This window comes from Bacillus kexueae (genome assembly GCF_022809095.1).
Lineage (GTDB): Bacteria > Bacillota > Bacilli > Bacillales > Aeribacillaceae > Bacillus_BZ > Bacillus_BZ kexueae.
Window position 1 is genome coordinate 32,894 of record NZ_JALAZE010000014.1, and the last position, 26,162, is coordinate 59,055.

At 38.1% G+C, this 26,162-nt stretch carries 29 protein-coding genes and 2 rRNA genes; 3 read left to right on the top strand and 28 right to left on the bottom strand.

What is annotated here, in order from left to right; all coding sequences use genetic code 11:
- Positions 1-210: 210 nt before the first annotated feature.
- From ML543_RS16230 to yabG, 10 genes are all read right to left on the bottom strand, one after another.
- The gene (locus tag ML543_RS16230) at positions 211-837 is read right to left on the bottom strand and encodes a 50S ribosomal protein L25/general stress protein Ctc (RefSeq protein WP_243388456.1); all 627 of its coding nucleotides are present in this window, start codon (positions 835-837) and stop codon (positions 211-213) included.
- Positions 838-951: 114 nt separating this feature from the next.
- Positions 952-1,905 carry a ribose-phosphate diphosphokinase gene (locus ML543_RS16235; RefSeq protein WP_243388486.1) on the bottom strand — a complete coding sequence of 318 codons (954 nt, stop codon included), beginning with the start codon at positions 1,903-1,905 and terminating at the stop codon, positions 952-954.
- 15 nt (positions 1,906-1,920) lie between these two features.
- Positions 1,921-3,300, bottom strand: a complete 1,380-nt coding sequence (glmU, locus tag ML543_RS16240) for a bifunctional UDP-N-acetylglucosamine diphosphorylase/glucosamine-1-phosphate N-acetyltransferase GlmU (protein ID WP_243388457.1) — start codon at positions 3,298-3,300, stop codon at positions 1,921-1,923.
- A 322-nt stretch (positions 3,301-3,622) separates the two neighbouring features.
- On the bottom strand, positions 3,623-3,913 hold the full coding sequence (gene spoVG / locus ML543_RS16245) for a septation regulator SpoVG (protein ID WP_243388458.1): 291 nt from the start codon (positions 3,911-3,913) through the stop codon (positions 3,623-3,625).
- Positions 3,914-4,045: 132 nt separating this feature from the next.
- Positions 4,046-4,420 carry a RidA family protein gene (locus ML543_RS16250; RefSeq protein WP_243388459.1) on the bottom strand — a complete coding sequence of 125 codons (375 nt, stop codon included), beginning with the start codon at positions 4,418-4,420 and terminating at the stop codon, positions 4,046-4,048.
- A 12-nt stretch (positions 4,421-4,432) separates the two neighbouring features.
- A complete protein-coding gene (gene purR / locus ML543_RS16255; protein ID WP_243388460.1) occupies positions 4,433-5,278 on the bottom strand; it encodes a pur operon repressor in 846 nt (281 codons plus the stop codon).
- A gap of 55 nt (positions 5,279-5,333) precedes the next feature.
- Positions 5,334-6,203 carry a 4-(cytidine 5'-diphospho)-2-C-methyl-D-erythritol kinase gene (ispE, locus tag ML543_RS16260; RefSeq protein ID WP_243388461.1) on the bottom strand — a complete coding sequence of 290 codons (870 nt, stop codon included), beginning with the start codon at positions 6,201-6,203 and terminating at the stop codon, positions 5,334-5,336.
- Between the two features lie 524 nt (positions 6,204-6,727).
- The gene (locus tag ML543_RS16265) at positions 6,728-6,913 is read right to left on the bottom strand and encodes a small, acid-soluble spore protein, alpha/beta type (protein WP_243388462.1); all 186 of its coding nucleotides are present in this window, start codon (positions 6,911-6,913) and stop codon (positions 6,728-6,730) included.
- Positions 6,914-7,091: 178 nt separating this feature from the next.
- Positions 7,092-7,355: a biofilm formation stimulator Veg gene (veg, locus tag ML543_RS16270; RefSeq protein WP_243388463.1), complete on the bottom strand. Its 264-nt coding sequence runs from the start codon at positions 7,353-7,355 to the stop codon at positions 7,092-7,094.
- Positions 7,356-7,805: 450 nt separating this feature from the next.
- Positions 7,806-8,687, bottom strand: a complete 882-nt coding sequence (gene yabG, locus ML543_RS16275; RefSeq protein WP_243388464.1) for a sporulation peptidase YabG — start codon at positions 8,685-8,687, stop codon at positions 7,806-7,808.
- A gap of 151 nt (positions 8,688-8,838) precedes the next feature.
- Here yabG and ML543_RS16280 point away from each other — a divergent pair, with 151 nt between their 5' ends.
- On the top strand, positions 8,839-9,675 hold the full coding sequence (locus ML543_RS16280; RefSeq protein WP_243388465.1) for a VanW family protein: 837 nt from the start codon (positions 8,839-8,841) through the stop codon (positions 9,673-9,675).
- Positions 9,676-9,777: 102 nt separating this feature from the next.
- On the top strand, positions 9,778-10,332 hold the full coding sequence (locus tag ML543_RS16285; RefSeq protein WP_243388466.1) for a DUF6944 family repetitive protein: 555 nt from the start codon (positions 9,778-9,780) through the stop codon (positions 10,330-10,332).
- Between the two features lie 206 nt (positions 10,333-10,538).
- On the opposite strand, the gene rsmA is transcribed toward ML543_RS16285, so the two are convergent.
- From rsmA to metG, 5 genes are all read right to left on the bottom strand, one after another.
- A complete protein-coding gene (gene rsmA, locus ML543_RS16290; RefSeq protein WP_243388467.1) occupies positions 10,539-11,414 on the bottom strand; it encodes a 16S rRNA (adenine(1518)-N(6)/adenine(1519)-N(6))-dimethyltransferase RsmA in 876 nt (291 codons plus the stop codon).
- Complete coding sequence (gene rnmV, locus ML543_RS16295) at positions 11,407-11,973, bottom strand: ribonuclease M5 (protein WP_243388468.1); 567 nt, start codon at positions 11,971-11,973, stop codon at positions 11,407-11,409. The genes rsmA and rnmV overlap by 8 nt, the downstream gene beginning before the upstream one ends.
- A gap of 121 nt (positions 11,974-12,094) precedes the next feature.
- The gene (locus tag ML543_RS17050; protein WP_341482369.1) at positions 12,095-13,294 is read right to left on the bottom strand and encodes a ubiquitin-like domain-containing protein; all 1,200 of its coding nucleotides are present in this window, start codon (positions 13,292-13,294) and stop codon (positions 12,095-12,097) included.
- A gap of 211 nt (positions 13,295-13,505) precedes the next feature.
- Positions 13,506-14,276, bottom strand: coding sequence for a TatD family hydrolase (locus ML543_RS16310; protein ID WP_243388487.1), 771 nt, complete (start codon positions 14,274-14,276; stop codon positions 13,506-13,508).
- A gap of 103 nt (positions 14,277-14,379) precedes the next feature.
- Positions 14,380-16,329: a methionine--tRNA ligase gene (gene metG / locus ML543_RS16315; protein WP_243388469.1), complete on the bottom strand. Its 1,950-nt coding sequence runs from the start codon at positions 16,327-16,329 to the stop codon at positions 14,380-14,382.
- 728 nt (positions 16,330-17,057) lie between these two features.
- Between metG and ML543_RS16320 the strand changes: the two genes are divergently transcribed.
- Entirely contained in the window at positions 17,058-17,342 is a 285-nt protein-coding gene (locus tag ML543_RS16320; RefSeq protein ID WP_243388470.1) for an AbrB/MazE/SpoVT family DNA-binding domain-containing protein, read from the top strand.
- Positions 17,343-17,471: 129 nt separating this feature from the next.
- Here the strand turns inward: ML543_RS16320 and rsmI are convergent, their stop codons facing one another.
- The 13 genes from rsmI to ML543_RS16385 form a co-directional block, all read right to left on the bottom strand.
- Positions 17,472-18,347, bottom strand: a complete 876-nt coding sequence (rsmI, locus tag ML543_RS16325; RefSeq protein WP_243388471.1) for a 16S rRNA (cytidine(1402)-2'-O)-methyltransferase — start codon at positions 18,345-18,347, stop codon at positions 17,472-17,474.
- Positions 18,296-18,610 carry a GIY-YIG nuclease family protein gene (locus ML543_RS16330; protein WP_243388472.1) on the bottom strand — a complete coding sequence of 105 codons (315 nt, stop codon included), beginning with the start codon at positions 18,608-18,610 and terminating at the stop codon, positions 18,296-18,298. The genes rsmI and ML543_RS16330 overlap by 52 nt, the downstream gene beginning before the upstream one ends.
- The gene (locus ML543_RS16335) at positions 18,597-19,340 is read right to left on the bottom strand and encodes a tRNA1(Val) (adenine(37)-N6)-methyltransferase (protein WP_243388473.1); all 744 of its coding nucleotides are present in this window, start codon (positions 19,338-19,340) and stop codon (positions 18,597-18,599) included. Before ML543_RS16335 ends, ML543_RS16330 begins: the two co-directional genes overlap by 14 nt.
- Positions 19,341-19,632: 292 nt before the next feature.
- Positions 19,633-20,007, bottom strand: a complete 375-nt coding sequence (yabA, locus tag ML543_RS16340; RefSeq protein ID WP_243388474.1) for a DNA replication initiation control protein YabA — start codon at positions 20,005-20,007, stop codon at positions 19,633-19,635.
- 31 nt (positions 20,008-20,038) lie between these two features.
- On the bottom strand, positions 20,039-20,848 hold the full coding sequence (gene ricT, locus ML543_RS16345; protein WP_243388475.1) for a competence/sporulation regulator complex protein RicT: 810 nt from the start codon (positions 20,846-20,848) through the stop codon (positions 20,039-20,041).
- Between the two features lie 2 nt (positions 20,849-20,850).
- Positions 20,851-21,843 carry a DNA polymerase III subunit delta' gene (gene holB / locus ML543_RS16350; protein ID WP_243388476.1) on the bottom strand — a complete coding sequence of 331 codons (993 nt, stop codon included), beginning with the start codon at positions 21,841-21,843 and terminating at the stop codon, positions 20,851-20,853.
- Positions 21,844-21,857: 14 nt separating this feature from the next.
- Positions 21,858-22,298, bottom strand: coding sequence for a YaaR family protein (locus tag ML543_RS16355; protein ID WP_243388477.1), 441 nt, complete (start codon positions 22,296-22,298; stop codon positions 21,858-21,860).
- A gap of 11 nt (positions 22,299-22,309) precedes the next feature.
- Complete coding sequence (locus ML543_RS16360; RefSeq protein WP_243388478.1) at positions 22,310-22,639, bottom strand: cyclic-di-AMP receptor; 330 nt, start codon at positions 22,637-22,639, stop codon at positions 22,310-22,312.
- A 100-nt stretch (positions 22,640-22,739) separates the two neighbouring features.
- Positions 22,740-23,375: a dTMP kinase gene (gene tmk / locus ML543_RS16365; protein WP_243388479.1), complete on the bottom strand. Its 636-nt coding sequence runs from the start codon at positions 23,373-23,375 to the stop codon at positions 22,740-22,742.
- Between the two features lie 15 nt (positions 23,376-23,390).
- On the bottom strand, positions 23,391-24,806 hold the full coding sequence (locus tag ML543_RS16370) for an aminotransferase class I/II-fold pyridoxal phosphate-dependent enzyme (RefSeq protein WP_243388480.1): 1,416 nt from the start codon (positions 24,804-24,806) through the stop codon (positions 23,391-23,393).
- A 494-nt stretch (positions 24,807-25,300) separates the two neighbouring features.
- Entirely contained in the window at positions 25,301-25,504 is a 204-nt protein-coding gene (locus tag ML543_RS16375; protein WP_243388481.1) for a sigma factor G inhibitor Gin, read from the bottom strand.
- Between the two features lie 301 nt (positions 25,505-25,805).
- Positions 25,806-25,918: ribosomal RNA gene (rrf, locus tag ML543_RS16380) — 5S ribosomal RNA — on the bottom strand.
- A gap of 144 nt (positions 25,919-26,062) precedes the next feature.
- A 23S ribosomal RNA gene (locus ML543_RS16385) occupies positions 26,063-26,162 on the bottom strand; the annotation flags it as partial.

The following is a 26,162-nucleotide window of genomic DNA, read 5'->3' on the forward strand; positions in this document are numbered from 1 at the left end:
TAAATAAAACAACGTACAATTTCCAATACCAATAAGTCAAACGACTTGGTCAAACAATTCGTTGTTTATATCACTTTCAATTTTTTCATCCCGCTTTTCTTGCAAGACAAAAAACGTCGCTATCTCTTACTATAAGATATCTTGTCAAAAGACAAAAGTCCAAACTACACACTAAGACGTAACCATGTTCGGTTACGTCTTTAATAATTGTTATTCGTTTGTCTCTCTTCCTTCAGCTGATTCCGGTTCCCCAGGTTCTTGTTCCTCTCCTGAGTCGATTTCTGCTTCTTGCTTAGGAGGTAAAATGGTTACGATTACTTCTTCTACATCATCCAACACTTCACTACCAGGAGGCAATGACAAGTCTTTAACATGTAGCGTATCGTTTACTCCTAAAGAAGCAATATTTACTTCAATATGGGTTGGGATATCCCCAGGCTTTGCCCGAAGCTTCACATGATGAAGAGGTTGTTGGAGAACGCCTCCATCCTTCACTCCTTGTGGATCACCCGATAATTGAATTTGAACCTCCACGTCTACGGTTTCATTCATATTCACAACATGAAAGTCAGCATGTATAATATCCCCTTTTAATGGGTCTTGCTGAATCTCGTGAACCATTACTGAATGATTGAACGTTCCGAGTGAAATCTGAAAAATACCGTTACGGCCCTGTTGCTTCAACGCTTTCAACAGCTCCGCTTCCTCAAGTGAAATTGGCGTGTTAGTGGCATTTTTACCGTAAACGACAGCTGGAATGAAACCTTTGTTTCGTATTTCTCGTTTGGCAGAATGAGTAAAAGTCTTTCGTTCTTCTGCATGTAATAAAACTGACATGTTTATCCCCTTTCTTATCCATGAATAGGAGTCATTTGTAGATTCATTAATAAAGTATTTCTATTAACATTGATTCCCATTCATGAATAGGTCTAAACATGTCAGACATTTTCATTAATCGAATAATGTACTTACAGATTGCTCTTCGTGAACACGAATAATTGCTTCTCCAATAAGCGGTGCTACAGAAAGCTCTGTAATTTTTTCGATCTTTTTCTCTTCAGGTAACGTAATTGAGTTTGTCACCACTAATTCCTTAATCTTAGAATTTTGAATACGTTCAATGGCAGGTCCAGACAATACAGGATGCGTACAGCATGCATATACTTCTTTCGCTCCATTTTCCACCAATGCATTAGCAGCTAAAGTAATCGTACCTGCAGTATCAATAATGTCATCAATTAAAATGGTTGTTTTTCCTTCGATATTACCGACAATGTTCATTACTTCTGCTACATTTGGACGTGGACGACGTTTATCAATAATCGCAATTGGAGCTTTTAAGCGATCTGCTAATTTACGCGCACGTGTTACTCCACCATGGTCAGGGGATACAATGACAATATCGTCAAAGTTCTTTTGAGAGAAATATTCTCCTAAAATCGGTACACCCATTAAGTGGTCGATTGGAATATCAAAAAATCCTTGAATCTGTGGTGCATGTAAATCTAATGTAATTACACGGCTTGCACCAGATGTTTCAAGTAGATTCGCTACAAGTTTAGCTGTGATTGGCTCACGAGCACGAGCTTTTCGGTCTTGTCGAGCATAACCATAGTATGGAATAACAATGTTAATACGGTTGGCAGAAGCACGCTTTAAGGCATCAACCATAATTAATAATTCCATTAAGTGCTCATTTACCGGCGCGCTTGTAGATTGGATGACATATACATCACATCCGCGAATACTTTCTTCAATGTTGATTTGAATTTCTCCATCACTAAAGCGTGTGACAGAACATTTCCCAAGATCAACTCCAACAACATCTGCAATTTGCTTCGCTAAATCGTAATTAGAATTTAGCGCAAAAATCTTTAAGTTCTTATCTCTGTATTGTGACATGATTTAGGGACCTCCAGATTAGGAATTATGATTCAATTTTAATTTACTAACGTAATCTTCTTTATTTACTTGACGTGCACGGGCAATGGATAGAGCATCTCCTGGAACATCTTCTGTAATCGTGGATCCAGCAGCAACATATGCACCTGCTCCTACTGTTACAGGAGCAATTAAGTTAGAATTACAACCGATAAATGCCCCGTCTTCAATCTTCGTTAAATGCTTATTCTTCCCGTCGTAGTTAACAGTTATAGAGCCACACCCTAAGTTAACATCTGCACCAACTTCAGCATCTCCGATATAGCTGAGGTGTGAAGCCTTACTTCCTTGACCCATTTTAGACTTTTTCACTTCAACAAAATTACCGATTTTTACATCGTTGCCAATCGACGATTGTGGACGAATGTGTGCAAACGGACCAATGTTTACATTTTGACCAATTTCACTATTATGAGCAACAGACTGACGGATAACAGTCGAATCACCTACGATACAGTCCTTAATTTCAGTGTTGGGACCGATTTCACAATCTTCGCCGATGACTGTTTTGCCTTTAATCATGCTTCCAGGATAAATCACCGTATCACGGGCAATTTCCGCCTCAGCAGAGATGTACGTATTTTGTGGATCGATGATGGTTACACCATTTCTCATATGTTTTTCATTAATACGCTTTTTCATAATCACTTCTGCTTGGGAAAGTGCAACTCGGTCATTAACACCTAATGTTTCATCGAAGTTTTCTGTTTGATAAGCAGAAATAATTTCACCTTGATTCTTCAAGATTTCGATGACATCTGGTAAATAATATTCCCCTTGGGCATTTTCATTGGACACTTGCTTTAATGCCTCAAACAAGAAAGCGTTATCAAAGCAATAAGTTCCCGTATTAATCTCGTTTATTTGTAACTCTTCTTCTGAAGCGTCTTTATGTTCAACGATTTTGGCTACGTGACCTTCTTCATTTCGTACAATACGACCGTAACCAGTAGGGTCATTTGCTTTTGCCGTTAAAATGGTTGCTTTCGCTTTTGTATGGACATGATGACTTAACAATGCATCAATTGTTTCCGATGTAATTAATGGAGTATCTCCACAAAGTACAATAGTCGTTCCTGCTTGACCTTCTAACTGTGGTGCTGCTTGCATAACCGCATGAGCAGTACCAAGCTGTTCTGCTTGCAAAGCATATTCACAACTTTCACCAAGTTGAGCTTGTACTTTTTCAGCTCCATGGCCGACAATTGTTACAATTTTGTTTAAATGTAACTTCGATACTTGATCTACAACGTGCTGAACCATTGGCTTTCCACAAACGGGGTGCAATACTTTATAAAGCTTGGACTTCATACGTGTCCCTTGTCCCGCTGCTAAAATCACCGCAAAACGATTTTCCATTGAAAGGCCTCCAATATCCCTTTTTATCCATAAAAATATTATCTTAAATAACTATGTATTTCAAGGTAACTTAAGTGATTCCGAAAATTTCCGCTTATAAAAGCGCTCACATTTTACCGATGGCATGGAAAAGCACAAACTTTTTTTACTCCTCAAGCAAAAATTTCGCGAACAGACGACTGATCGATAAGAGAAGCACATTTAAGTGAAAATATATGTAAATGAGATGAGAGGAAATTTTTAATAGACAGGTTATGTAGAAGAGATTCACAAAGTAAGGAGCCCTAAGAATCCTTAGGGCTCAATAGGTAAAAGCATTATTTTAAGAAGCGCCTGCTTCTTCAAACTCGACTTCTAACTCACCTAAACGGTGATATTCCGCTAAAACAGCGTCTTGGATTTTCCCGCGAGTGTTTGAATTGATAGGGTGAGCAATGTCACGAAACTCTCCATCTGGAGTTCGCTTACTTGGCATTGCCACGAAAAGACCGTTATTTCCATCGATTACACGAATGTCATGGACTACGAATTCATTATCCAAAGTGATGGATGCAATTGCACGCATACGGCCTTCCGTATTTACGCGGCGTAATCTTACGTCAGTCACTTCCATTCTGTTCACCACCTTTTCCCTATATGAAAACCTTTAGTATGAATAATTCAACGCTACTTCTGATTTTCCTTCTTTTTCAAAAAAATTTTTTTCAAAAAATGAAAAAAGATGGTTTAAGAATGAAAGTATTGGTTATTTTACTAGCGCAATGACTTCAATCTCAACAGCAACATCTTTCGGAAGTCTAGCAACCTCAACGCAAGAACGTGCTGGCTTATGCTCTGAGAAATACTCCGCATATACTTCATTAAATGCAGCAAAATCTTCCATATCTTTCAAAAATGCTGTTACTTTTACAACTGTATTAAGTGAAGCACCCGCTTCTTGGAGTACAGCTTTTAAATTTGCAAAGACTTGATGCGTCTGTTCCTGAATACCACCTTCTACAAGAACACCTTCTGCCGTAAGTGGAATTTGCCCAGAACTATAAAATAAGTTATTCACAACAATCCCTTGTGAATAAGGTCCGATAGCCGCTGGAGCATCTTTTGTAGAAACAACTCTCATGTCATTCACTCCTTATTCTTTATCCTCATTCAAAGAATTCGAGAACTCCATATAATTTCCTTCTTTAACTTCGATTACGCGATCTTTCATATCCACTTTTGCTAATTTAACTAATGAAATGTATTCATCAACTAAACGTTCGTCAGCGCTTTCAGACTCAACTAAAACACCAATCCCAGCAACTTTCGCTTGAAACTCTTCAAGAAGGCTGACCATCCCATTAATGGTACCGCCTGCTTTCATAAAGTCATCAACAACTAATACGCGCGAACCTTCTGCTAGGCTTCTTTTAGCTAATGTCATCGTTTGAATTCGCTTAGAAGAGCCCGATACATAGTTGATAGAAACCATCGAACCTTCCGTTACCTTATTGTCTCTACGAACTATCACAACAGGGACATGCAAATATTGAGCTATGGCGTTCGCAATCGGAATCCCTTTCGTCGCAACCGTCATTACAACGTCAATTTCACGATTTGCAAATACTGAAGCGAACAAACGACCGACTCGTTTCAATAACTCTGGATTACCTAAAATATCTGTTAAGTATAAATAACCACCTGGAAGAAGACGGTCCGGATTCTCCATCAGCTTGCATAATGAATTCACTGTTTCCACTGCCTCTTCTTGTTGCACCTTCGGAATATACTTCACACCACCCGCTGCACCTGGAATGGTTAATAAAGTCCCTATCCCTTGTTGCTCAAAAGTCTGCTTAATGATCGATAAATCTTCGCTAATGGAAGACTTAGCTGATTCATACCGCTCCGAAAAAAACGTTAGTGGGACGAGTGCATGTGGATGATTCAATAAATAATACGTCATATCGACAAGCCTTCCACTTCGTCGAAACTTCATATCATACCTCCAAAATCCGAATATTTTTACAATAAATATAAATTAACATTCGTGTTTAATCAAGAGAATTTCGCTCTCCTAACATTCTAACCGCATAAACTTGATCGCAAAAACCACGCAGTCCATTATAAACTCTATGTAAACGAGATTCGTACTGTACAAGCCCATAAACAGTTGGGCCACTACCGCTCATAAGCACTGCATCTGCACCAAATTTCTGCATTTGTTCTTTTATCATGGCCACTTCTGGATGCATTTTCATTGTCACACTTTCTAAAACGTTTCCAAGTTTGTGACAGATGCTACCGTAATCTTGTGATTTAATAGCCTGAACCATCCCTTCAACATCAGGATGTTTGATTTGATCAATCTTCAAGTTTTGATAAACGTCTGCTGTCGAAACACCGATTTCCGGTTTAGCTAAAACAACCCAACAATGGGGAGGAGCTTCAATATGCTCAATCTTTTCTCCCCTTCCAGTCGCTATGGCAGTTCCTCCATACACACAGAAGGAAACATCTGATCCGATTTCAGCTCCTAGAACGGCTAACTCATCAAGTGTTAGACCTAAATTCCAAAGCTTATTGAGACCTCTAAGAGTAGCCGCAGCATCGCTACTTCCCCCAGCTAAACCAGCCGCAACAGGAATTGACTTCGATATGGTGATGGCTACACCCTGTTTAATACCGAACCGCTTTTTTAGCAATAACGCTGCCTTATAAGCCAAATTCCGGTGGTCATCAGGAACAAAACGATTATGTGAAACGATCGTAATCCGATCTTCATCTAACAACTTTAGTTCAATACGGTCAGCCAAGTCGATGGTTGTCATGACCATCTTTACTTCGTGATAACCATCTTGGCGTTTATGTAAGACATCCAAAGATAAATTAATCTTAGCTGGTGCCTTTTCTAAAATACGCAACTTCTCCACCTACTTTACGATCTACTCAAATGTATCCACATTGTACCACAAAACATGACATTTCAACTGACAATTCGACATTCACAATTGCAATAGTACTCATTATTCCCGTAACCGACAAGGTTGTAAACGACAATTTGAATAAATACCTATATAAAACCTGTCTTTTTCTTATAAGAAACATACATGATTTTACACTCACACCCCGGACATGAAAATTTATTCTCCCCGGGGTTTTTTCTTTCTACCATCCACCTATCATGATCGCTCATTCAGCTCATAGGTATTTTTATTTTCACAGAAAAAGCGCAAAGCGCAAGTCCTTAGGCGAAGGGCGCTTTAGGACCTGCGAGGAGGCCTCCGTCGCCACAACAGGGCCGAAGCGACCCGAGCTGATGGCGCTTGGAGCTAGACACCAAAAAAAACGGTAAAGAGAATTCTTTAACACTTTATTGAACTTACACTTTCTGTAACAATAAAAAAGCCGAAGCGTCATAACACTTCGGCACTGCTTCAAACCGTATTTAAATGGAATGGTCGTTCTGTGCCAATTGTTCTTCTGCTATCTCAATCGCTCGCCTTACCATGTTACCCGCATCTCGTGAGCGAATACCACCCCAACCATCTCGAATAACAGTATCATAAAAGCCAAGCTCTTTTGCTAGCTCATACTTAAACTCTTCTGACATAATCCCCCGACGTCTACCCATATTGTGATTCCCTCCCAATTTGAAGTTAGAATCAATACCTACGGTTATCCGCAGTATGTATAGTTTCCGTCAAAGTACTCCGAACTATTCTTGCTCGTATATGTCAATGACGTTCTGTACCACAGTCAAGTATTCGTTTCACTCAACACCCCAAATAAAAAAGCAGCAAACATATCGTCTACTGCCCACCAAAAGCCATACCGTTTTCATCTGTAAAAGTTAGTTGAACCGTTTCAGTCAGCACGTCGGCATAACTGTATGAAACGCGTTCAAACGAATTCTCCTCCTGATCTAACTCAATGATAAATACAGAAGGATACGTTTCTGCCAAAATACCTGATCGTTCAATGGTCTTTCTTCTTCCGCCATTTGCCTTTAAAGTTAAACGGCGTCCAAGATTAGAGTCTAATGCTTGTTTAATATCAGACAGTGTTTTTGCCATTGCAACCACCTCACAATACAAGTATACAACATACACAATCATAAGTCAAGTTAAATTTTTAATTATAACAACTCTATTCAATTATTGTCAATAAAATATTTTCTACAACATTCTCACTTTCTCTACATTATCTCCAATAATTTGAAATTTTATGTAATCGACGTGGTTTCCCTTATTATTCATTCCTTTATGTTCGACTATGATAACGAAATCGATTTTTGATTACGATATTAAAACTTTTGTCGAAAAGAACCTATATTTATTTGAAAAGGGCTCTTCTCTAAAGGATTGTTGCTTTAGTACATTGTTCAGGTATTTACACGGTGTACTGGAGCGCAATGTCCAGCATTGATTTTAGAAATGTCTAAAAAAGCAACAATCTAGACGAAAACAGCCATTTGAAAACATACTCTACGTTCTATACAAAAAATCCACCTTTTTAGGCGGATTCTATTTAGATTCATGACGATTAAATGGCATCCCAGACCTTAACACTCCTCTTGTTTCAATCCCACCTAAACCTTTTTCTCTCGTCAGCGTATTTCTCAATACATCCCACACATTCACCCGCTCGACAAATGGGGTAAAACTAATTTTGGAGACGATATAAACCGGATCCAATGCATGGATGTTGACTCTTGATGGTGAACTTGCAAAATTTGCTCCTGCACGAATAATCGATTCAAAATGAGATTGACAAGCACCTGCAAAAATCACTAACTGATCAAGGTGAGGAACCTTCTTCCGAGCGTTTCGTACTGCCTGCACAAAATGCTTCGAGTGACGATAAGCACTTAAATCTGAAATGCTCCCTTTATGCTTTGAATACGCATCATGTCCAGTGATAACGAGGATATCAGGACGGTATTGATCTAAGAGTGCCTCAATTTTATTCGGCATCTCCGTTTCCTTACAATACTCCCCGTAAACAGGCACTCCGACTTGCTCATAGAGCGATATACATTTTTTTAAGTACAGGGGATCGCCATCTATATGAAGAACTCTTCCTGGGATGTGAAATAATTGATCCTGGAAGCTATAAGCCGATGTCGTGTAATATTCTTGCTTCTCTCTCGATAATTGATAATCTTGCTTTAGTAAAAAAAGAGATTGCTCTATCCGGTCATGTTCTTTTTGAGCACGACTATCAATTTCTTGTTTATTAACGATAACTAAATCATCCATTGGAGCATCCGCAATTAATCGAACATCTTGCCCGCATAAGATAGCCAACGTTTTGCCATTTTGACCAACCTTCATTTCAATAACCCGAAACAATAAATCAAACTGATATGACCTTCTTGCAACTATTGATCCTATTTTTATGTCCATATTCTTCACTCCACAGATGGGAATTTCATCAAAAAATAATCATCTGCTTTAGCCTATGATTTGTTTTCCAAAAGGTGCGAGGCAAATCGTATCAAGTGCCCCTCATAAGAATTCACCTTGGAGATAAAGATAACAGAAAGGAGGAACTACGATGTCATTTCTGTTATCGCTATTATTCATCATGCCAGTGCATTCCACGAATCAACTAACTTTGACGTACGAAGGAAAGGTTATTGATCACGTTCAACGAGAAGAATTAATGATTCCATTTCATCCCCTCTTTATGGACGAAACGAAGGTTGAATCTTACATCAATAAGATTGAGTCACTTGTTTACTCAAAACCGAAGGACGCCTACATTGACGACTACGGAGATATCATCCCTGAAATACACGGGCATGAATTAAATAAGGAAAAATTTAGAACACTTTTAGTTGATCACTTTCATCATAACAATACTACTTCGTTTGAAATCCCTGTCCGTGCACTGTATCCAAGAATCGATAGTGAACTTTTGTCTCATGTACGTTCAAAAAGAATCGGCCTTTATACGACGTACTTTAACAACAACAACCATCAAAGAACTCATAATATCCAGTTGGCTACCCGGGCTATAAACAATGTCGTCTTATTCCCTGGAGAAGTCTTTTCGTTTAATCGTATTGTTGGAAAAAGAACTGAACAAAAAGGTTATCTAAAAGCTCCCGTTATAATAAAAGGAGAAATTTCCGAGGGAATTGGAGGGGGAATTTGTCAAGTCTCCTCCACTTTGTTCAATGCCGTCGACCAAATCCATGTCAAGATCATTGAGCGGTATTCTCATTCTAAGCAAGTTCCTTATGTCCCGCCTAACCGTGACGCAACTGTCAGTTGGTATGGTCCGGATTTTGTTTTTAAAAATCCACATCATCAACCGCTGCTCATTCGTGCCAAAACCAGTTACGGAAAATTGATTATTGAAATTTACTCATCAGAGGATTTCAGTTGAGTCGTTTAGTAGTGCCGATTTAAAAAATTACGAAATGTCCATGACATGATTCACGCTTATTGTATAAAGTATTAGTAATTAAAACGAAATGTGGTTGGTCAAATGGACGATAGCACACAAAAGGCACTATTTGGCTCATGGGTTCAGGCAACTGGAACCGTATTATCAGCTGTCGGAAGCACCCCTTCTTCCGTCCTTGACGACGAACAATTGGAAAGTTTAAATTTGTGGGGGAATGTGTTACAAGCGACAGGAAACGCCCTCCTAGCGGATACTGAAGAGACCTTTACATTGAATAAAGTAGGAAACATCATTCAATCGATAGGGAACTCGACGGTGTTATCAGGGCTTCTCATTCCGTTTTCAGAGCAAACGAAGGAACAATTAGATATTCAAGGGAATTGGTTACAAGCCGTTGGAGGAGGCGTATCTTTTGTAGATGCTCTTGGAAACCCTCCTACCACTGATCAATTACTGAATGTTTATGGGAATTTGTTGCAAGCGATCGGTAACTCCCTTCAAGCAATATCAGGGATTCTTGAACTTAAAGGCTCCGACCAAACGAGACTAAATGTCACCGGTAGTTGGATTCAAGCCATCGGCTCGATTCTTTCTTTTCTTAGTCAACTAAGCGTGACAACATCATCAGAAGAATAAAAGAGGATAATCATCTTCTACCGCGCTATAGGGCATACGAAGAGGACGAGGCCCCACAGCAAGGCCGAAGCGACACGAGCTGATGGCGCTTGGAGCTAGACACCAAAAAAACTGTAAAGAGAATACTTTAACACTTTATTGAACTTAAACTTTCTGTAACAATGAAAAAAGGGATGCCAAGCATCCCTTTAAATTAAGAAGAAAACTTACAAAATTTCATGTAATGCATCACTTAAAGAGGCGAACTCCTCAATTGTTAATGATTCTCCGCGACGCTTCGGGTCAATACCAACTTTCGCCAAAGCCTCAACAATTTCGTCCTTCAACTGTTTACCATTTGGCAAATTATTTGTCAAATTGTTTAATATCGTTTTCCTTCTTTGCGCAAAGCTTGCTTTTACTACTTGAGAAAAGAATTTCTCATCTCGAACAGACACGAGCGGTTCTTGTCGTCTCCATAAACGAATAACGGCTGAATCGACATTCGGCTGCGGAATAAAAACGGTCCTCGGAACAGTCATGACAGTTTTTGCCTCTGTATAATATTGAACAGCAATCGAGAGCGATCCGTAATCTTTCGTCGACGGTTCAGCTGCCATTCGATCTGCCACTTCCTTTTGAAGCATGACGACAATCCCTTTCAATGGAAGGTTTTCCTCTAGAAGCTTCATGATGATTGGTGTCGTCACATAGTACGGTAAATTCGCAACGACCATGACTTCTTCGCAATCTGAAAAATACTCACTTATTTTTTCATGTAGATTCGCTTTCAATACATCCTGGTGGACGACATTTACATTGTTATACGGTGCTAAAGTCTTCTCTAAAATAGGTATTAAACGTCCATCAATTTCAAACGCTAACACTTTTTTTGCTCTCTTTGCAATTTGCTCAGTTAATGCACCAATTCCAGGTCCAATTTCAATAACACCTGTTTTCTCAGATACTTCAGCGTGATCGACAATACGATGTAAAATATTCGTATCAATCAAAAAGTTCTGGCCTAAACTTTTCTTGAATGAGAACCCAAATTCTTCAAGTATTTCTTTTGTTCTCATCGGTGTTGCAATATCTTTATTCATTTGATTGCTCCTCCTGAATGATCACTTTTAATGCCATTTCAAAATCCTCTTTAGATATTTGAAACATTTGTAGTCGCTTTTGTAATTGCTTTCCGTTTGTGTATCCAATCTTAAGTAATTCACCTAGCCGCTCACGCCTTCTTTTCGCATGAGCACCACCTAAAAGCCCTGCATTTAGTAAATCTTCATATTCAATTTGACTTGGCTCTTCAATCATTTCCTCTTTTACACTTTCTAACGCAAGCCTTATAGCTTCTATTGTAGCATGTTCCACTCCTAAGCCTTTTCCTTTTTTCGCTTTCGCTTCATGACGAGGAAGAAAAGCATGCTTACAGCCTTTTACTTTTTCCGTTATGGTCTTTCGAATTTTTTCACCAGGAAAATCAGGATCCGTGAAAATAATGACCCCTCTTTTTTCTTGCGCTAGCCTAATTTTTTCAATAGTTTCATCGTTAACAGCTGAACCATTTGTTTCAATAGTATCGGCGTCAACAGCACGTTTAATAGCCACTGTGTCATCTCGACCTTCAACTACAATAATTTCTTTTATTTTTTTCATTTTTTCCTCCGATATTTTGAAACCTTTTTGTAACATTCGTCGTCTAACTAGTTGAAAAGGTTAATAATTAAACATTATAACGAAAAAAAACAGAGGGTAAACGCCCCCCTGTTTTAAACCACTAATTAAGAACTCGAATTTTCACTGTTTTGCGGCCCCATCGGTATGCAGTTGATTTATCAGCAAAAAACACGTCAATTTTATTCCCTTTAATCGCTGAGCCGGTGTCGGCCGCTACTGCATAACCATAACCTTCTACATATACTTTTGATCCTAAAGGAATAACACTCGGATCTACTGCAATTACTTTTGCTTGAGGATTTGCTTTCAAATTATACCCTGTAGCAGTTACCCCTGAACATCCGCTACACGAAGCGGTATAAGCAGTTGCAACAACATAAAACTCACTAGAGGATGTAGATGTGCTTCGTGAGACCGTTGTTGTTTGTGGTGGAGCTTTTGTTCCTACCGCCACAATTTTGTCAACACTCTCTGTCTTCGTTACAGACTTGATAAGCTCTCGCGCAACTTCTTTCCCGTTTTCCAAAATTATTTCATAATGATTTTCAACTGTTCCTTTTTTACCCGGTTGAACAACTTTCTCTTTTCCACGCTCTAAATTTTGATCTTTTCTTTCTACAACGTTATATGCTACGGATTCTTCCACTACATCGGTGACTTTTTCCACTCTTGTAACAATTACTTCGTTAATATCTTGCAACTTAGCTGATAACTCAGGTTCGACCTTATCTAATTCGTTTAGCTGAATCTCGTGCTCTTCTAAAAAGTCAGCGACCGTAGTCGAAGTTGACCAAACTTGTTGTGTATCTCCGCCAACATTTACGGAAAGTTGTATTGCATGTTTTACATTTAACGTCATATCATCTTGAATTTGTGTTTCTAGAGCTGGTTCAACCTTATCATGCTCTTTGAAGGATATATTTTCTTCATTGAGCAACTCTTCCACTGTTTGAGCTGTTGTCCAAATGGTCCTTCGCTCATCATTTACCACTAAGTTGACTGGCTTAGCTTCCTTGTAAATGATGCTCATGTTCTCAAGGATCTTCGCATCTTTAGATGGTGATACATAATCTTGTTCTTTTATTTCTATATCTAAATCTTCGAATAGTTCTTCTACTGTATCTGCGTGTGTTCGAATGGTCTCTTTCTTTCCATCAACTTGAACTGTAACAGATTCCTTTGTACCTTCATACATTCCGTATGTAGTACTTGCTCCAAGTAGACATACACCAACAGCGGAGAGGATTAGTTTCTTTTTCTTTGAGAGATTTCCTAGTAAATTTTGTATCTTTGAAATCACCAAAAACGCCTCCTTCTCCTCCCGATGGATTATATAGAGTTATTTTAAAACTGTCAACCCTCCCCCACTTTTAGTCAATATTATCTTAAAAACTACTAAAAAGTGAAGAAATAGTTATCGACAAGAAAATCCATCATAAAGGAGAGGAGGCCCAATAATGCTAGAAATCATGGTTCAATTAGGCAACTAATGTCGGTCTCTGTCAAAAAATTTATCGAGAAATTCCAAATAGTTTTTTAGCATTTTCAGTTGTTGCTTTTGCCACTTCTTCAACTGTAATCTCTTTTAATTCAGCAATTTGCTCTGCCACATATTTCACGTAACTTGGCTCATTACGCTTACCTCTAAATGGATGTGGTGTTAAATATGGGCAGTCAGTTTCAATTAATAAGCGATCTAACGGAATTTCTTTTGCCACTTCCTTAGCCTTCTTTGCATTTTTAAAAGTGACAGGTCCACCAAGCGAAATGTAAAAGTTCATATCAATACATTGTTTAGCCACTTCTACACTTCCTGAGAAGCAATGCATGATTCCGCCAACTTCCGCTGCATTTTCCTCTTTTAAAATTTGCACAATATCAGCCGTTGCATCACGATTATGAATAATAATTGGTAATTTGACCTCTTTTGCTAACGCAATTTGTTTTCGAAATACCTCTTTTTGCACCTCTTTCGGTGACTTGTCCCAATAATAATCGAGACCCATCTCCCCAATCGCCACAACTTTCGGATGGGAAGCTAACTCTTTAATCCATTGTAAATCCTCTTCAGTCATATCAATCGCATCTACTGGATGCCACCCGACTGCAGCATAGATGAAGTCGTATTCTTCCGTTAACTCCATTGCTCTTTCAATGGTGGGACGGTCGAAACCTACAACAACAATATGTGAAACACCTTCATCTTGCGCTCTTTGAATCACTTCTTGTAAATCTTCATCATATTGAACTGCATTTAAATGAGCATGTGTATCAAAAAGCATTATTCGACATCCTTTCTTAACTTGTAAACGATTCTTTTCGACAAAAAGAGAAGAGGCGTTTAACCATTGTTTCACGTGAAACACCTCTTCTTCTTCTGTAGTTTTACTTAATTTTTGTTCCGTTTGGAAGCGTAGAATCGACAGTAGCAAGCGACAATTTTCCATCTTCTTCGCCAGCCAGAATCATTCCTTGTGACAATTCCCCACGTAGTTTAACAGGCTTTAAGTTAGTCACGCAGATGACTTTCTTACCTACTAATTCTTCCGGTTTGTAATGTTCAGCAATTCCAGAAACAACTTGACGCTTTTCATATCCTAGGTCTAACTGTATTTTTAATAGGCGGTTTGCTTTTTTTACTGGTTCTGCTTCCAATACTTGGGCAACACGAAGATCAACTTTCATGAAGTCATCAATCGTAATTTCAGAAGTATTTTCCGGCTTTTCTTGTTTCACTTCTTCTTTTTTCTCTGTTCCTTTCATCTGTTGCTGAATGTACTGAACTTCTTCTTCTAAGTCTAATCGTGGAAACAACGGTTTTCCTTTTTGAACAGAGATATCAGTTAATAAACCAAATCTCTCAACAGACTCCCAAGATGTTAATGTAGCTTCCGTTACACCTAGTTGTTCAAATATCTTTTCTGGAGTTTGGGTTAAGAATGGTTTTAATAGAACAGCGATTTGTCTTAATGATTCCGCTAAATGATACATAACGGATGCGAGTTCAGCTGTTTTCTCTTCATCTTTAGCTAGTACCCAAGGTTGTGTTTCATCAATATATTTATTCGTACGACTCACAAATTGCCATAGAGAAGAAAGTGCTACAGAGAACTCCATGTTCTCCATTGCCTCTTCATATTTTTGAACAGTTTCTGCGTGGAATGAACGTAATACCTCATCATAGGCAGTTGGTTGAATCATTTCTTTCGAAACATTTCCATTAAAATATTTATCGATCATGGCAACTGTTCGGTTCAACAAGTTACCTAAATCATTTGCTAAGTCAAAGTTAATTCGCTCAATGAACCCTTCAGGCGTAAATACACCATCTGAACCAAATGGAACTTCACGTAATAGATAATAGCGAAGAGCATCAAGTCCATAACGATCAATTAATGAAACAGGATCGACCACATTCCCTTTTGATTTTGACATTTTTCCATCTTTCATTAATAGCCATCCGTGTGCAAACACTTTTTTCGGAAGAGGTAGATCTAGTGCCATCAACATAATCGGCCAGTAGATAGTATGGAAACGGACAATCTCCTTACCAACTAAATGAACATCGGCTGGCCAATACGTTTTATACTTGGCGTCATCTTCTGTTCCATAACCTAATGCAGTAATATAGTTGGATAGCGCATCAATCCATACGTAAATAACATGCTTCGGATCACCAGGTACTTTTATTCCCCAATCAAACGTCGTACGGGAAACCGCTAAATCTTCTAAGCCCGGCTTAATGAAATTATTAATCATTTCATTTTTTCGTGACTCAGGTTGAATAAACTCTGGATTTTCTTCATAGTAAGCTAAAAGACGGTCGACATACTTACTCATTTTAAAGAAATAAGATTCTTCTTTTACTTTTTCAACGGGACGTCCGCAATCAGGACAATTTCCCTCAACTAATTGACGCTCCGTAAAAAATGATTCACAAGGTGTACAGTACCAACCTTCATACTGATCTAAATAAATATCACCTTGCTTTACAAGCTTATCAAAAATTGCTGCCGCAACTTTTTTATGACGGTCTTCTGTCGTACGAATAAAATCATCATATGATATGTCTAGTTTTTCCCATAATTCTTTAATGCCTGCTACAATATCATCTACATATGCTTGAGGTGTTACCCCTTGTTTCTCAGCGTTACGTTGAATCTTTTGGCCATGCTCATCAGTACCTGTTAAGTACATAACGTCAAAACCACGAAGTCGCTTATAACGTGCCATCGCATCCCCAGCTACAGTCGTGTACGCATGTCCAATATGTAATTTTCCACTCGGATAATAAATTGGTGTCGTAATATAAAATGTATTCTTCCGATTTTCCAATGTTCAAACCTCCCAATAATTCAACCAAAAGACTATCATCTTTCGATTTTTCTATATTTCTTTTAGCTCCTGTCGGTGCTGAATGTATTTTAAGAAAGATCTTCTGAATTCGTATGATTTCATTAGAGGATACTGATTCCCACTTAAAGAAGAGGTGACTCTATTCGACACATCCACCTTTTGTCATATCACCTGTTCCTCCCGTCATTTGAACCATCAATGGATTCAAAAGCAAAAATGAATAATCCTAAAAACAACACCATTCTTAATGAGCCTTTTTCAATAGTAAGAAAGCTCTCGCCCTAATGGACGAGAGCGATTACTTCGTACAGTATTTCTACATCTTCTATGATACCATCATAGCCTGTTTAATCAAGAAATTATACATCTTTCTTTTTACTTGTTCACGAATGTCGAAAATTTTGTCGAAAAATCTTTGTGTTCTTGTCAACATTTTACCACCATAATATTATTTACTTAATAATAATTAGCACCCTTTTTCTATAAAAATTTACATTAATTTAAAATTAACCATCGTCGAAACCCTTTATTTTAAAGGTTTTTTAGTGATTTCCATATTTTTAACATACTTTTATGCATAAAATGATTGACGATTATTGGAAACATTGATATTCTATAGAGGAAGGCGATTTTTGTCGAATTATGACGAAACTTACAAGAGATAGATAAAGATAAATAAAATAACAAATTGAGAGGAGAAAGATCAAATGAAATCAACTGGTATTGTTCGTAAAGTAGATGAATTAGGTCGCGTAGTTATTCCAATTGAATTACGTCGTACGTTAGGTATTGCAGAAAAAGACGCTCTTGAAATTTATGTTGACGACGAGCGCATCATTTTAAAGAAGTATAAGCCAAATATGACTTGCCAAGTAACTGGAGAAGTTTCTGATGACAACTTTACTTTAGCTAACGGTAAAATCATTCTTAGCCGTGAAGGTGCTGAGCAAGTATTACAAGAAATCCAAAATCAATTAGAGTCTTCTAAATAATAGTTCGAATATCATCACTTATTTCTGTCCCAAATAATGGGACTTTTTTTCTACTTATGAACGGAAGATTTTTACGTATTTTAAAAGCACGCTTATTTTTAAAAATAGGCGTGCTTTTCTAGCTTACATTTATTGATGGTATTCCTGATACACGATTCTTTTCGGAAGGTTACGATCTTTCGCTACTTGTTTAATTGCCTCTTTTGAAGATAATCCTTTATTTTCATAAGCTTTAACATGCTCTACTACTGTCAGGTTCGTCCACCAAGAACCTTCTTCTTGAAACAATTCTGCTTCCTCTTGACTACATCCTTCAATGATTAGGCAAAACTCTCCTTTAACTTCATTCTCTTCGATCCATTTTAAGACTTCTTCTACTGACCCGCGTAGAAACTCTTCAAACTTCTTTGTCAGTTCCCGAGAAACAACAATTGACCGATTGCCCATTATTTCGAGAATAAGCTGTAATGTTTCCTTAAGACGATGAGGAGATTCATACAAAATGATCGTTTCAGTCCGCTTCTTAATTTCTTCCAATTGCTTCTTCTTTTCTTTTTTTTGACGATCGAGAAATCCATAAAAATAGAATGGATGTGTTGATAGTCCAGAGGCAATAAGAGCTGTTAAAGCAGCATTAGGTCCTGGTAAAGGAATAACCGGATAGCCATGTTCAATCACTTGTCGAACGAGTTCCATTCCAGGATCAGAAATCGTAGGCATTCCAGCATCACTGACAACCGCAACTTGCTTCCCTTCTTGAAGTAGCGAAAGGATCTTCGCACCGCTCGATTCTTTGTTGTGTTCGTGATGGCTCATTATAGGAGTAGAGATTTCAAAGTGATTCAGCAGCTTTTTCGTTTGACGAGTATCCTCTGCTGCAATCATATCGGACTCCTTTAAGATCCGAATCGCTCTAAATGTCATGTCCTCTAGGTTTCCAATTGGAGTCGGAACTAGATAGAGGGATCCCTTTTCATTCGACTGGTAACTTCTTTGTTGTTGCATGTTGATTGCTCAGCCTCCTTCATATATGCTTCCTTGTTTTTTCTGGATAATTTTTTGAAATAATATTCAGCCCTCATCGCTTCGGTTTTTGATTGATACTCCTCATAATAAATTACCTTTACCGGTCTTCTTCCTCGTGTATATTTTGCTCCCTTCCCATCGTTATGCATTGAGACTCTCCGTGGGAGATCGTTCGTATAACCTGCATAAAATGAGCCATCACTACACTCCAACACATAAAAAATATGTTTATTCTTTTCCATATAAAATTTCATGCACTTCTTCCGTGTATTCATTATTATCTCGATAGACAATTAATGGAGGGAGAATTTTCAAATCAGGTTTTCCATCCTTTGTTCCTTCTATTAATAACGTATTAGCCTCTTTGCCTAGCTTCGGGTAGACGAATCGAATTCGCTTCGGTTCAATCTTGTATTTCCGCATTAATTCTACGATTTCTAAAAATCGTCCTGGTCGATGAACAAGTGCTACCTTTCCGCCTGGTCGAACAAGTCGTCCGCTAACTCGAATTACATCTTCTAACGTACAGTATATCTCATGTCGTGCAATAGCATAATGCTCATTTTTATTGATTTCCTCTTGTCCAGGTGTTTTAAAGTATGGAGGGTTACACGTCACAACATCGTATTTCCCATATCCCAACTGTTTTGGCATGTCTTTAATATCACCGTGGATCATTTTAATTCGCTCACTTAAGCCGTTGTAAGCAATGCTTCTTTCCGCCATATCATAAAGACGGTCTTGTATCTCCACCCCTGTAATATGACCCTTCGTACGTGTACTAAGCAAAAGAGGAATTACTCCATTTCCAGTACATAAATCAAGAATATTTCCTTTTTGAATAGGTAAGTAAGCAAATTTAGAAAGTAGTACCGCATCTAATGAAAACGAAAAGACGGATGGACTTTGGATGATGCGTAAATCCTCTGCTAACAAATAATCAAGTCTTTCATCACCTTTTAACTCCAACATACTTCCAGTTTCCTTTCTATTATTGTTCAATTATCTTATCCAATATCGTTCATTTATTGCCATGGTCTCCGAGACGTAAGAAAAGCGCAAAGCGCAAGTCCTTAGGCGAAGGGCGCTGGAGAACCTGCGAGGAGGCTTCCGTCGTCACAGCAGGGCCGAAGCGACCCAAGCTGATGACGCTTGGAGCTAGACACCAAAAAACTGTAAAGAGAACACTTTAACACTGTATTAAACTTAAACTTTCTGTAACAAGAACAAAAAGAAAAGCCTTCCGAGACGGAACGGCTTTTCCTTACTTCTTATTTAAAAAGGATAAACAGAAGAGGCAATCTCCATCTTTTCTTACACTTCCATAGTGCAAATTACAAATATGAAAGCCCTCTTGGTACAACCTTGCTAAATTGTCGTAACCTTCGCCAATATCTACAACAGATTGCTTTTCTTTTTGTCTCCTCTTCTTCTTCGAATCAGCTTGTAGCTGTTGAGCAGATGGCTTTGACTCCTCTGGATAGAGTCTTTTTCTCAAATTTTCATTTTCCATCTGTAGATGGTGATTCTCTTCAATTAATTCACCAATATGTTGCTTCAGTTCTCCAAGCTGTCGATATAATGATCCGATTTGTTCTTCTAGACTTGTTACTGATTCAAATATTTCCTTCTTATCCACCGTGATTCCACCTCTAATCTGTGGATTTCATCTATACTGCACCTTCGCTAACGAGCTCGTCCCACGTATACTCAACGACGCGATCTCGATCAACCAACTCGACTTGTAATATACGTTCCAAAATATTTAATCCAACTACTTTTCCTTTTCCATTTGGCGTTTCAATCATCTCACCGATGTCAGGTAATTGTTCTTTTGCCGTTTCATATTCATCGTTTTCATATTTCAAACAGCACATTAATCTCCCACATAAACCGGAAATTTTTGTCGGATTTAATGATAGATTTTGATCTTTAGCCATCTTAATTGAAACAGGTTCAAAATCACCTAAAAATGTGGAACAACAAAGCATTCTCCCACAAGGACCAACGCCCCCGAGCATTTTCGCTTCATCGCGTACACCAATTTGTCTTAACTCAATTCTTGTTTTAAAGATTGCCGCTAAATCTTTTACTAGTTCACGAAAGTCTACACGACCATCTGCTGTAAAGTAAAAGATGACTTTATTGCGATCAAACGTATACTCTACATCCACTAACTTCATATCTAGCCCATGCTCTTCTACCTTTTTTAAACAAATATCGAACGCTTCTTGAGCTGCTTCATTGTTTTCTTTTACAATTATTCGGTCTTTTTCGTCGGCAACACGAATGACCTTTTTTAACGGAAGAACAATATCGTGTTCTCCCACTTGTTTTTTCCCTACTACGACTTTACCATATTCGACTCCACGAATCGTCTCGACAATGACAAAGTCGTCTTTCTGTATATCAAATCCATTCGGATCGAAGTAATATATTTTTCCCGCTTTTTTAAAGCGTACCCCTACAACATCGTACAAACTTATCCCTCCTGCAATGTTAACACCAGCTGCTCCATTAATAGTTGCGGATGAACATTAGCATGTAGTCGTTTCTTCGCTTCCATAATAGAGACAACATGGTTTAATGCAGCACGTTGACTGAGTTGCAACGCTTGTTGCTTTAACATTGTCATCAAATCGTGGTAAACGACGTCATCATCAAGACTAGCTTGAATAGAAATTAAATCTTTATATAAATAAAGCAATAAATCTAATCCGCTTTCAAGTTTTTCTTTATCATCAAAAAACGGCATCCATTGGCTATGGATAAATAACAGCCCTTTTTGTGGTTGATGAATTAATAGTTCATATAATTTTATCACTATCAATCTTGCTTCTGCAAACCACTCGTCCTCACTTAATTGATGAGCTTCTTCGATATTATTAGTCAAGTGGCTAACGAGCGATGCAAGATGAATAGGCACTCCATTTTCCATCAGAGCTTCTTTTATGATAGCAGGTGCGAGAGGTTGGAACGATATAATTTGACACCTAGAGAGAATGGTCGACAAAATGAGTTGGATTTGTTCCGTAATTAAAATGGCCATAGTTCCCTTCGTCGGCTCTTCTAAAAACTTTAACAAACTATTGGCCGCATTTGTCGTCATCTTATCGCAATCCGATATAATATATAGCTTACGATTTGATTCCACACCTGTTTTAGAGAACTCCTCTTGTAAAGATTGAATTTGCCATTTTTTAATTGAAAGACCATCCGGTTCAATGACATGTAAATCCGGGTGGTTTCCACTCTGAATTCTTTTGCAATTTTTGCACTGTTCACAAGGCTGAAATCCATCGACTAACTGTTCACAGAAATAACTTCTCGCTAAAAGTAAAGCGGCTTCTTTTTTTCCGGTTCCTCGTTTTCCTTCAAATAAATAAGCATGGGCTAACCTGTCTTTTTGAATAGTATTTTGAAAAACTTTTAATGCTCTCGGCTGATATTGACTTAATTGCTGCCACGTTTTCATTTATCATCACTCTCTTATGTGTACAGGTTAATTAAAAGCCCTTTTATTTCTCCGATTTTCCCCAATATATAAACGCCTTCTTTTTCTTTAGCTAATAAGTCGTCTGTTAACTCTACAAGCTTTTCGTCAATTTGTTGAACAAGCTGTAAGGTTCGTTTATTTCCATTGAAGTCCCAGCTGTTGGATTCCTTCAATGCAATTCCATATTCAACAGCCTCACGCACAAACCGTTTAACAATGCTTTTGAATTTCGATAAATCGTGGAAGTTTAACGACTTCGCTAATCGGTCTCCAGCTTGTTCGAGCTCCTTCATGATCACGTTAAGTTGCTCTGAATATAATTTGCCTTCCTGCTTTTGAACGAGCTCTTGGAATGATTTTGAATTGGAAGCGTGTACTACTTGTTGAATTTCACGCTTCGTGGAATGAGGTTGTAGCATCTCACTTATTTTCATAATCGTCCACCTTAAAATTGATGAAAAGATTCAACTGGTAATACAAATACAGTAGCTCCTCCCACTTCTACTTCGACAGGATAAGGGACATAGGAATCAGCGTTTCCGCCCATTGGAGATACTGGAGCTACCAATTGATCTCTTGATTGACAATTGTCCTTTATAATCTGAAGTGCTTTATCTACACGTATATCTTCTGTTCCAATCATGAAAGTGGTGTTTCCAGACTTTAAAAAGCCCCCGGTACTTGCCAGTTTCGTGACTCGGAAATGATGTTCCGTTAACGCCTTTAAAAGACGATTACTATCTTGATCCTGTACAACCGCCATAATGAGCTTCATAAAAAGTCTCCTCCTTATATTTTAACACGGTCGACACTAACTAGCATGTTGGATTAATTAATTCCAAATATTATCTATCATTATAACAAGAAATAGTAGTCTATAACACCGTTGGGAAGTATGGGGCTAATATTTTCTTCACATCAGCATAAACTCCCTGTATCGGTTGATCAGCATCGATAACTTTAATTCGATTTGGGAACATTTCAATAACACGCTTATACCCTTCGTAAACTTTTTGATGGAATTCAAGCTTCTCTAAGTCTAATCGATTGACTTCACGTTCACCATTCTTCGCTATTCGTTCAAGCCCTCGCTCTGGTGAAATATCAAAAAATAAAGTCAGTGTCGGCATGATTCCGTTGATTGCAAAACTATTTATTTGAAGCACTTCTTCAATTCCAATCCCTCGTCCATGCCCTTGATAAGCTAACGAGCTATCAATAAAACGGTCACATAATACAATTTTCCCTGCTTCTAAAGCAGGAGCTACTTTCTCTACTAAGTGCTGCCTCCTTGCAGCAGCATATAATAAAGCCTCCGTCCTACTATCCATCATCGTATGTTCTTTATGTAGAATAATTTCTCGCACCTTTTCAGAAATTAAAATGCCTCCTGGTTCACGGGTCGTTAGTACACTTTGGTTAATGCTCTCTAACTCATTTTGTAGCATTGATAAAATGGTCGTTTTTCCAGCGCCTTCTGGACCTTCAAACGTAATAAAAATTCCTTTCATTTCTGTACTCCTTTTTTACTCATATATGTAAATAGCATTATTTTTCAACTGATCTCCACCTTGTATTTTTCCGTTTAAGGATAAAAGATGTCGAATTTGATGAATATGATCCTTTGTAATCTGTTCTCCCTCCATTAATAATGGAATGCCAGGAGGATACGGAACAATCATCTCTGCACTTGTTTTTCCAATGGCTTGTTCAAGAGAAATAAGACACTTCTTTTTATTTCTCAGTTGCTTTGATGAAACTCCCATACTAATGGAAGGTTCAGCGGAGAAAAAGTTAACTTCTTTTTTCTTCTCAAAAGATAGTTGATCCATTTTCAAATTATTTAAGCGACTCATATACGCCTGATTAACGATTAAAGGTAAAACAAATAATACATTGTTCGGATCTGCTAACTCCGTGAAGATCCCTTGCCTTTCTAATAGATGTTGTAAATCAAAACCTGATAGACCATTTGTTGAACGCACGGTGACCTTAAGTGGGTCTTGATCAATATGTAGATCTTTTGAACGTACAATTTCAATTCCTTCAATTTTGTCAATGGCGTCTGTTAATCGCTCTAACCCTTCTGCTACCACTGTATCATCTAAATTGTCCATATACGCTCTCGCCAGATCAAGGGAGGCCATAATTAAATAGGACGGACTACTTGATTGTAGTATTGTTAAATACTTCTTTAGCTCACTTTCATCCACACGTTCACTATTGAAGTGTAAATACGCTCCCATTGTTAGTGCAGGGAGAGTTTTATGGGCAGACTGAACCACAATATCAGCTCCAGCTGAAATTGACGAATTCGGAAACAGATTACTAAAAGGAAAGTGTGCCCCGTGCGCTTCGTCGACTAGAACAGGTATATTACGTCTATGTGCGACTTCAACAATCTTGTTTAGTTCCGTGTATGACAATCCATAATAGTTCGGATTAGTTAATATTATTGCCTTTGCATCTGGATATAAATCGATAGCTTTACGCACCGTCTCAGTGGATACATAAGACGGTACAAGTAGTTCTTCATCCACATTAGGGCTTAGGTAAACGGGTATGGCACCAGAAAGCAAAATTCCATGAATGATGGACTTATGACAGTTCCTCTGTACGAGAACAATATCCCCATCCTGACAACATGACATAATCATGGCTAAATTTCCAACCGTCGATCCATTCACCAAAAAATAGGTTGACTGTACCCCGTAGGAATGTGCAGCTAAGCTTTGAGCTTCTTTAATTGCTCCCTCTGGCGCATGTAAATCATCAAGATTCGTAATTTCAGTTAAATCTATCTTTAAAATTTCAGAAAAGAATCTTTCTCCCTTCTCATGAAAAAAAGTACCGTTTTTATGACCAGGTACATGAAAAGAGATAGGACTACTAGTTTGGTGCTTTTTAAGTACATCAAATAAGGGTGTCCGTTGATAATTCATAGCATTCGTCCTCTTGCAACTTATTCTCCTGTTATTATATCAAACTAAGTAGAGGAATTTGTAACTCAAACCAGCTTTTCTCCATCACTACTTCAATTCAAGATTATTAACATATGGTTACTTGAGAAAGAATATAAACTAAGGATAGATATCCTGAAGATGTAAAAAGCAAATAATAAGAAACATACATGATTTTACACTCACACCCCGTACATGAAAATTTATTCTCCCCGGGGTTTCCTTTCTACCGTATACCTATCATGATCGCTCATTCAGCTCATAGGTAATTTTTATTTTCACAGAAAAAGCGCAAAGCGCAAGTCCTTAGGCGAAGGGCGCTGAGGAGGCTTCGGTCGCCACAGCAGGGCCGAAGCGACCCGAGCTGATTTCGCTTGGAGCTAGACACCAAAAAAACGGTAAAGAGAATACTTTAACACTTTATTGAACTTAAACTTTCTGTAACAATAAAAAAACTTGGTCTTTACACGACCAAGTTATGAATAGATTTGAGAAGTTTTAACTTGCTTTAATTGGTGAACAAAATACCGATATTTCTCTTCATTCGTATCTGTCTGTATCATCTCACGTTCACAATCATGGCAAATAAAACTGGTGTAAAGATGGATTCCAATTTTTTTATGTTGTTGACAAACAATACATGCTTCCTCTGAATAAACTGAATTGCGCTCAATTCTCAATGTTTCTCCACCTCCATCAACCAGTTTTGCCACAATCTATAATTGTATACAATATTCTGAATAAAACTTTTCATTTCAATTGTATGGTCCATAACCTTCATTCGTGTCTGTCTACCGAAAACTTTGAAATTCACCCTTCAACTTTTTTCAGTTTGTGGATTAGATACATGTCATTCACATGTGTCTTTTTCGAACGAAGAATTTTCAATACTTCAAATGAAGGCTACATTTATTCATATCACGCAAGTATTTTTTCTATACAAAAAAAGAGTAGCTCATTCGCTACTCTTTCGTTTCACTTGCCTGGCAGCGTCCTACTCTCACAGGGAAAACCCAACTACCATCGGCGCTGAAGAGCTTAACTTCCGTGTTCGGTATGGGAACGGGTGTGACCTCTTCGCTATCGCCACCAGACACTATGTTTTCGGCTTTCGACAAGCTACGTATTTTTCAATACGCTTTGCTTCTCAAAACCCTTTTCTTTTTCATATGGTTTGAAAGAAGATTATTCTTTCAAAACTAGATAACGTGTTCACTGAAATCAATCAACTGATTGAATAGGTTAAGTCCTCGATCGATTAGTATCCGTCAGCTCCATGTGTCACCACACTTCCACCTCGGACCTATCAACCTGATCATCTTTCAGGGATCTTACTCA

Bases quoted from the DNA above. Each gene is read 5' to 3' on its own strand.
- ML543_RS16335 (WP_243388473.1), bottom strand. From the start codon at position 19,340: ATGTTGGAGTTAAAAGGTGATGAAAGACTTGATTATTTGTTAGCAGAG.
- holB (WP_243388476.1), bottom strand. From the start codon at position 21,843: ATGAAAACGTGGCAGCAATTAAGTCAATATCAGCCGAGAGCATTAAAA.
- ML543_RS16250 (WP_243388459.1), bottom strand. From the start codon at position 4,420: ATGAGAGTTGTTTCTACAAAAGATGCTCCAGCGGCTATCGGACCTTAT.
- ML543_RS16320 (WP_243388470.1), top strand. From the start codon at position 17,058: ATGAAATCAACTGGTATTGTTCGTAAAGTAGATGAATTAGGTCGCGTA.
- ML543_RS16230 (WP_243388456.1), bottom strand. From the start codon at position 837: ATGTCAGTTTTATTACATGCAGAAGAACGAAAGACTTTTACTCATTCT.
- rnmV (WP_243388468.1), bottom strand. From the start codon at position 11,973: ATGAAAAAAATAAAAGAAATTATTGTAGTTGAAGGTCGAGATGACACA.
- rsmI (WP_243388471.1), bottom strand. From the start codon at position 18,347: ATGCAACAACAAAGAAGTTACCAGTCGAATGAAAAGGGATCCCTCTAT.
- ML543_RS16355 (WP_243388477.1), bottom strand. From the start codon at position 22,298: ATGAAAATAAGTGAGATGCTACAACCTCATTCCACGAAGCGTGAAATT.
- yabG (WP_243388464.1), bottom strand. From the start codon at position 8,687: ATGGACATAAAAATAGGATCAATAGTTGCAAGAAGGTCATATCAGTTT.
- tmk (WP_243388479.1), bottom strand. From the start codon at position 23,375: ATGAAAGGAATTTTTATTACGTTTGAAGGTCCAGAAGGCGCTGGAAAA.
- ML543_RS16310 (WP_243388487.1), bottom strand. From the start codon at position 14,276: ATGCTTTTTGATACACATGCTCATTTAAATGCAGTTCAATATGATGAA.
- spoVG (WP_243388458.1), bottom strand. From the start codon at position 3,913: ATGGAAGTGACTGACGTAAGATTACGCCGCGTAAATACGGAAGGCCGT.
- ML543_RS16330 (WP_243388472.1), bottom strand. From the start codon at position 18,610: ATGGAAAAGAATAAACATATTTTTTATGTGTTGGAGTGTAGTGATGGC.
- ML543_RS16360 (WP_243388478.1), bottom strand. From the start codon at position 22,639: ATGAAGCTCATTATGGCGGTTGTACAGGATCAAGATAGTAATCGTCTT.
- ML543_RS16370 (WP_243388480.1), bottom strand. From the start codon at position 24,806: ATGAATTATCAACGGACACCCTTATTTGATGTACTTAAAAAGCACCAA.
- ML543_RS16285 (WP_243388466.1), top strand. From the start codon at position 9,778: ATGGACGATAGCACACAAAAGGCACTATTTGGCTCATGGGTTCAGGCA.
- ML543_RS16265 (WP_243388462.1), bottom strand. From the start codon at position 6,913: ATGGGTAGACGTCGGGGGATTATGTCAGAAGAGTTTAAGTATGAGCTA.
- veg (WP_243388463.1), bottom strand. From the start codon at position 7,355: ATGGCAAAAACACTGTCTGATATTAAACAAGCATTAGACTCTAATCTT.
- purR (WP_243388460.1), bottom strand. From the start codon at position 5,278: ATGAAGTTTCGACGAAGTGGAAGGCTTGTCGATATGACGTATTATTTA.
- glmU (WP_243388457.1), bottom strand. From the start codon at position 3,300: ATGGAAAATCGTTTTGCGGTGATTTTAGCAGCGGGACAAGGGACACGT.
- rsmA (WP_243388467.1), bottom strand. From the start codon at position 11,414: ATGAATAAAGATATTGCAACACCGATGAGAACAAAAGAAATACTTGAA.
- ML543_RS16280 (WP_243388465.1), top strand. From the start codon at position 8,839: ATGTCATTTCTGTTATCGCTATTATTCATCATGCCAGTGCATTCCACG.